Annotated in this window: 6 protein-coding genes; 3 read left to right on the forward strand and 3 right to left on the reverse strand. The window is 73.0% G+C overall.

The features are described from left to right. Positions 1 to 449: TetR/AcrR family transcriptional regulator (locus ACWDX9_RS58395; RefSeq protein WP_449972055.1), on the reverse strand; the 449-nt coding region annotated here is incomplete at its 3' end. 104 nt (positions 450 to 553) lie between these two features. Here ACWDX9_RS58395 and ACWDX9_RS58400 point away from each other — a divergent pair. Next, on the forward strand, positions 554 to 1,408 hold the full coding sequence (locus tag ACWDX9_RS58400; RefSeq protein WP_449972058.1) for a nuclear transport factor 2 family protein: 855 nt from the start codon (positions 554 to 556) through the stop codon (positions 1,406 to 1,408). Between the two features lie 9 nt (positions 1,409 to 1,417). Here the strand turns inward: ACWDX9_RS58400 and ACWDX9_RS58405 are convergent, their stop codons facing one another. Further along, complete coding sequence (locus ACWDX9_RS58405; RefSeq protein WP_449972060.1) at positions 1,418 to 2,233, reverse strand: alpha/beta fold hydrolase; 816 nt, start codon at positions 2,231 to 2,233, stop codon at positions 1,418 to 1,420. 107 nt (positions 2,234 to 2,340) lie between these two features. Continuing rightward, positions 2,341 to 2,823 carry an NUDIX domain-containing protein gene (locus tag ACWDX9_RS58410; RefSeq protein WP_449972063.1) on the reverse strand — a complete coding sequence of 161 codons (483 nt, stop codon included), beginning with the start codon at positions 2,821 to 2,823 and terminating at the stop codon, positions 2,341 to 2,343. 1,021 nt (positions 2,824 to 3,844) lie between these two features. Between ACWDX9_RS58410 and ACWDX9_RS58415 the strand changes: the two genes are divergently transcribed. Both ACWDX9_RS58415 and ACWDX9_RS58420 read left to right on the forward strand, forming a co-directional pair. Further along, positions 3,845 to 4,357 carry a fasciclin domain-containing protein gene (locus tag ACWDX9_RS58415; RefSeq protein WP_449972065.1) on the forward strand — a complete coding sequence of 171 codons (513 nt, stop codon included), beginning with the start codon at positions 3,845 to 3,847 and terminating at the stop codon, positions 4,355 to 4,357. Positions 4,358 to 4,517: 160 nt separating this feature from the next. Further along, on the forward strand, positions 4,518 to 5,888 hold the full coding sequence (locus ACWDX9_RS58420; RefSeq protein WP_449972068.1) for an FAD-dependent monooxygenase: 1,371 nt from the start codon (positions 4,518 to 4,520) through the stop codon (positions 5,886 to 5,888). The last annotated feature ends 158 nt before the right edge of the window (positions 5,889 to 6,046 follow it).

Here is a 6,046-nt window from a genome sequence, read left to right on the forward strand (position 1 = left end):
CTCCATCGGCGACACCTCGACCGAGGGCGTCGGGTCGGGCCGGCGCCGAGCAGGGCGCCGAAGGCCTCCCACACGTCGCGCTGGACGCCGTCGGAGGGTTTGACCGGCGATCCGGCGGCCTCCAGGGCGTCGCACAGCGCCTTGTTGAGCATGGCCTGATCGATCACCCGGCCCAGGAACGCGAGGAACTCCTCGCCGGGCCGCTCCGCCGCCGAGAGCGTGCGGGCCTCGTCGGCGAACTGCCCGATCCGATCGTGGATCACGGCCTCGAACAGCGCCTCCTTGGAGGGGAAGTGCCGGTAGATGGTCCCGGCGCCGACGCCCGCCCGCCGGGCGATCTCGTCCAGCGGCACCGCCATGCCCTCCGCTGAGAACGCGGCCTCGGCGGCTTGCAGGACGCGGTCGCGGTTGCGGCGGGCGTCGGCGCGCAGCGGCTTGTCCGGCGTCATCGATGGCTCCCTTCTAGACAAACGGGGCGCGCGTTCCGTATCGTCCAATCCTGAAACGGGGCGTGCGTTCCGATTCTATTCCGTTCTCTCCGAGGGGATTCACCATGTCCGAGAACCTTCAGGCGGTCGTCGAGCACCTGCGCCAGGCCATGGCGGGCAGGGACGCCGACGCCTTCACCGCCGTGTTCGCCGACGACGCCGTCTATGAGCTGCGGTTCGGCATGCCCGGGCAGCCGCGCCGGTTCGAAGGCGTACAAACCATCCGTGAGCACATGAAACAGGGCGCCTCCGGCGGGATCGCGCAACTGCTGAGCTTCGACGACGTCCGCGCCACCGTCTACGAGGCCGCCGACCCGGAGGTGGTCGTCGTCGAGTTCGAGCCGGAGGGCAGCGCCGGCGGCACGCCGTTCCGGTTCGCCTCGTCCCTCGGGGTGATCCGCGTCCGCGACGGCGCCGTGGTCTCCTACCTCGACTACCCCAACGCCGTGGGCGCCGCCGAGGCCGTCGGCATGCTGCCCGAGCTGGCGGCCATGCTCGCGCCCGTACGGCCCGGCAGCGCCAGGGAGGTCGCCGCGCGGCTGATCGAGGTCTCGGCGGCCGGCGACCACGAGGCGATGCTCGCCCTGTACGCGCCGGACGTGGTCATCGAGATCCCGTTCGCCCCGTCGGGCGTGCCTGCGCGTTCGGTAGGCAGCGACCTTCTGCGTGCCCGGGTCGAGGCGGTGAAGGGGCTGTGGCGGTTCGAGCGCGCGGACGCGGTCAACCTGCTGGAGACCGCGGACCCGGACGTGGTGGTGGCCGAGTTCACCCTGCACGGGTCCGTCACGGCCACGGGCAGGCAGTTCGCCACCACGTACGTCATGATCGTGACGGTGCGGGACGGGCTCATCGTGCACTCGCGCGACTACGGCAACCCCATGGTCTCGGCCGAGCTGATGCGCGAGGTGGCCGGCGCGTGAGAGCCCCGGTCAGGGGGTGGTGAGCGCCTCGATCAGCTGCTTGGCGAACTCCTCGGGCGCGTCGGTGAAGCTGTGCCCGCCGGGGAACTCGACCAGCCCGAGCCCGAGCCGCTCCGCCAGCAGCGCGGCCGGCCGGTACGGCAGGTGCCCCCTGGTCTCGCGGCCGGCGGCCAGGACCAGCCGGTCGGCGACGCGGCCGAGCGCGGCCAGGTCGGGGACGTAGGACGTGAACTGCCGCAACTCATGCTCCATCATGATCGGAGCGTTGTTCATCAGCCGGGTCATCATCTCGGCGGCCCGGGGCGGCAGCGAGGCCGGGTCCGGCAGCGGCCGGAGGGTCCCGCCGATGCCCTCCACGAACCGGGCGGACGCGGCCGCGAGCCCCTGCTCGCGGAAGAGCCGGTGAACCTCCTCGACGAAGGCCCGCTGCGCGGCAGCGTCGGGGAGGACGGCGAAGCACGGCGGCTCGTGGGCGACCAGGCGGCGCACCCGCTCGGGGTGCCGGGCGAGCAGGTCGAGGCCGACGATGGCGCCGCTGCTGCCGCCGAAGACGTAGGCGGGCCGGTCGGGGGTGACGGCGTCGAGCAGCCGGCGGGCGTCCTCGCTCTGCACCTCGACCCGCTGGTCCACGGCCGGGCCGTCGAGGCGGCTGCGCGAGTAGCCGCGCGGGTCGAGGGTGATGAGCGTGAAGTGCTCGGCGAGCGGGCCGGCGAGCGCGTCGAAGATCGCCGCGTCACCGCCGCCGCCCGGCAGCAGCAAAAGTGCGGGTCCGTCGCCGCTGACCTCGTAGTAGAGCCTGGCGCCTGGTACGTCCAGCGTGGCCATGATGATCCCCTTTCGGTCGTTCCTAGGAATGCTAGCCTATTTCCTAGAGCTCCTAGGTTTTGGGGGCGCGCGGAACGTACCACAGGTGCCTGGGCGTACCGAGAGGGCTACTGAGGGGTGAAGGGGAGGTAGACGGTGCGGGCGTCCTTGCGTGCCCGCCGTGCCGCCGGGATGCGGGCGGTGGTGGCGGCGGGGAGCAGTCCGGCCGCCTCGTCCCAGGGGAAGAAGCCGAAGTCGTCGAGCTCCGAGATCTGCAGGACGATCTGGCTCGGATCCGTGACCGTGCCGCCGTCGAACAGGAAGTTGGCCATGCTCTGCGGCCGGTCACCCACCGGCAGCACCCAGTCCACCACCAGGAGCCCGCTCACCGTCACGCGCAGTCCGAGCTCCTCCTCGACCTCGCGGACCGCGCACTCGTGGGGGTGCTCGTCGGCCTCCATGATGCCGCCGGGGATCGCCCAGTGGGGCCGGTAGTTGGGCTTGACCATGAGGACCCGGTCCTCGGCATCGGTGAGCAGCACGCACGCGGAGGCGTAGAACGCCGGAAGGGTCGCGTACCACTCGGCCGGCTCCAGGAACGATTTGCTCATCCGTCCACGCTACCCGTTCCGCCCCCGGGATCCCGGTAGCGCCGGGCCGTCTCTCGGCGCGCCGGCCCGGCCGCCACGCCGGCCGCGCGCTCGGGGGAACCCCCGCCCCGATCGCGGTGGCCGCCCCCGGCCCGGAGTCCTCCCACAGGCCGGCGTTGACGCTCTCCACCGCGACAGCATCAGGGCGCCGAGGGCGGGCGCGAGCACCTCGGCGGGCAGGTGGTCGTGGAAGACGCCGTCGGCCTGCCCGCGCCGGACGATGGCGACGGCGTCGCGCCGCGCCGGGTCCGTCAGGTCCACGAACCAGCCGCGCCGCGGCCGCCGTACTCCGGCGCTCGGGCCGTCCGGCTGTCGCGGTCCTCGTGCTGACCGTCGCCACCGGCGCGCTGTCGTCGATCCCCGGCCCGATCGCGGCGGCCGAACCGCTGCTGCCCACACACGGCGCGGTCACCGGCCCTGCGCGCCATCGCCACGGGCACCGGGCGGCGACCTGGCCGGCTCGTCGGATGGCTCCTCATCGGACTCGCCGGAACCTTCTACGCCACCGAACGCCGCCGCGCCCTCGGTCCGCACGACCTCCGGCCGGACAGCCAGGACCTGCGCTCTGAACACTTCTTAAAGGAACCCGGGGCCCGCGGGCCCCGGCGGGCCGGGGCCCGTCGGGCTCCAAACCTGCGCCGAGATATGGCGGGCAAAAGTTATGGTGTACGGCTTTTGTGGCTTTTTGGGCGAAATGTAACTCCGGTGTTCTCGATGGCTGCCCACACTGGAGAGGCAGCCGGGGTGTGAGCCCGGGGCTGCGTTCGAGCCGTGGCAGGTTCGCCCGCCGCGGCACTCCGAACTCGGGGGGATCACAGTGAAACAAGTGCTTCTCGCGGCGGCGCTGGCGCTGGCCGCCGGTGCCACTGGTACCGCCGGCGCAGCAGTCCACACGCGTACGCCGGTGCCATCGCCGGAGGAAACGACCGCCGCCCCGGAGATGTCGCCGACTTCGCCAGAGATGTCGCCCACCTCTCCGGAAATGTCACCCACTTCTCCGGAAATGTCGCCCTCGCCGACCGCGACCGCCGCCGCCAGCCCGTCCGGACCCGGCTGCTCCGCGATCGAGGGCAACCTGGCCGAGATCGCGGACCAGCCCGTCGGCACCGCCATCTCCAAGCTCTCCGAGCTGTCCAAGCTGTCGGAGGCGGTGAAGAAGGCCGGGCTCGAGGAGAAACTGAACTCCGCCACGGACATCACGGTCTTCGCGCCGGACAACAAGGCGTTCGACGCGATCCCGAAGGAAGCCCAGGACAAGCTCATGGCCAACAAGGAAGCGCTGACCAAGCTGCTGTCCTACCACGTCGTGATGGGCAAGAAGGCGCCGTCCGACCTGGTCGAGGGCGCGACGCTCAAGACCATGCAGGGCGGGTCCCTGACCGTGAAGGGCTCCGGTGAGAACCTCACCATCAACGACGCCAAGATCGTCTGCGGCGGCGTGAAGACGAGCAACGCCACCGTCTACATCGTCGACAAGATCCTGCTGCCCCACTGACGGGATCTGCCCTATCGGGGAGCGCGGTCACCGGCCGCGCTCCCCGCCGGCTCCCGTCCTTCCCTGCGGGTGTGCCGCCATCGAGGCGGTTGAGCGATCGCTTAAATCGGTCTATGGTCTGATTAAGCAGTCGCTCAAAAGGATGTCGGGGGTGCGGGTCGTGCCTGCTGCGGTCGTGGTCGGCGGGGGGATCGGAGGGCTGGCGGCGGCGATCGCGCTGCACCGGATCGGGTGGCGGGTGACCGTGCTGGAGCGGACCCTCGAGTTCGGCGAGATCGGGGCGGGGCTGGCGCTCTGGCCGAACGCCACGCGCGCCCTCGCCGCGTTGGGCCTGGCCGACCGGATACGGGCCATCGCCGGCGTGGAGACCGCGGGCGGGGTGCGGGACCGGGCCGGGCGATGGCTGTTCAGGACCGACAACGCCGACATGGCGAGGCGGCACGGGTGGCCGCTGCTCATGGTGCACCGGGCCGAGCTGGTGCGGGTCCTCGTGGCGGCACTACCGGCGGACCTGCTGCGGCCCGGCATCCAGGTGCGAGCCGTGCGGCCGGACGGCGACGAGGTGGTGGTCGAGTACCGGGACGTGCGGGCGCGGGTGGACGGCGCGGGGGCGAAGCGTCGGGCCGGAGGGGCGTGGCCGGACAACGAGGGGGTGGTGGTCGGGCATCGAGGCGGGCAGGTGCGGGCGGACCTGGTGGTGGGGGCCGATGGGATCCGTAGCCGGGTGCGGCGGCAGGGGTGGCCGGAGGCGCGGGCGCCCCGGTATGCCGGGTGCACGGCGTGGCGGGCGGTGACCGGGCCGCTGGGCGGGCGGGGCGCCGAAGGGGCGGTTTTCTGGGGGCGCGGGGAGCGCTTCGGGTTCGCCGCGCTGCCGGGCGGGCGGTTCTACTGCTTCGCTGCGGCCCGGGCGTCCGAAGGCGGCGAGGAGGACGCGTACGCGGGGCTCGTGCGCAGGTTCGGCGGCTGGCCCGATCCGGTGCCCAAGTTGCTGGCGGCCGTGCCCGAGGATGCCGCGCTGCGGCACGACGTGTACGCGATGCCGCCGCTGGCCACGTACGTGCGGGGGAGGGTGGCGCTGCTGGGGGACGCGGCGCACGCGATGGACCCGGCGCTGGGGCAGGGGGCGGGCACGGCGCTGGAGGACGCGGTCACGTTGGCCGCCTGCCTGCGTTCGGACCGCGACGTGGACGTGGCGCTCGCACGGTACGACCGGGTGCGGCGGCCCCGTACCCAGGCGATCGTGCGCCGATCGGCCCGGATGGGGGCGGCGTCCCTGATGGCGTGGGGACCGGGGGCGTGGTCACGGAACCTCGCCGCCCGCCTGGTGCCGCCCGGGCTGCTGCTGCGGTCGATGGACCCCGTCCTCGGATGGACGCCGCCCGAGTCGGCGGAACGGGGCACCGACCCGCTGCCCGACCTCGACGGAATGCCGGGTGCAGGGCCGGGTGGAGGGCCGGACGGAGTGCCAGGTGCAGGGCCGGACGGACGGTCGGGTGGAGGGTCGAACGGAGGGCCGGGGAGCGATGCCTGACTGGACGTACCAGCCGCTGCGGGGGATCGCGGGGGCGCTGCTGGGCGTACGGCGGTCGCGGCGGGTGGCGCTGCGGACGCTGGCCTGGACGGGATCGTTGCCCGGCGGCGGGCGGGTGGTCGCGCGGCTGCTCGGGCACCGGCACCCGCCCGCGCACC

The organism is Nonomuraea sp. NPDC003201 (assembly GCF_053590415.1).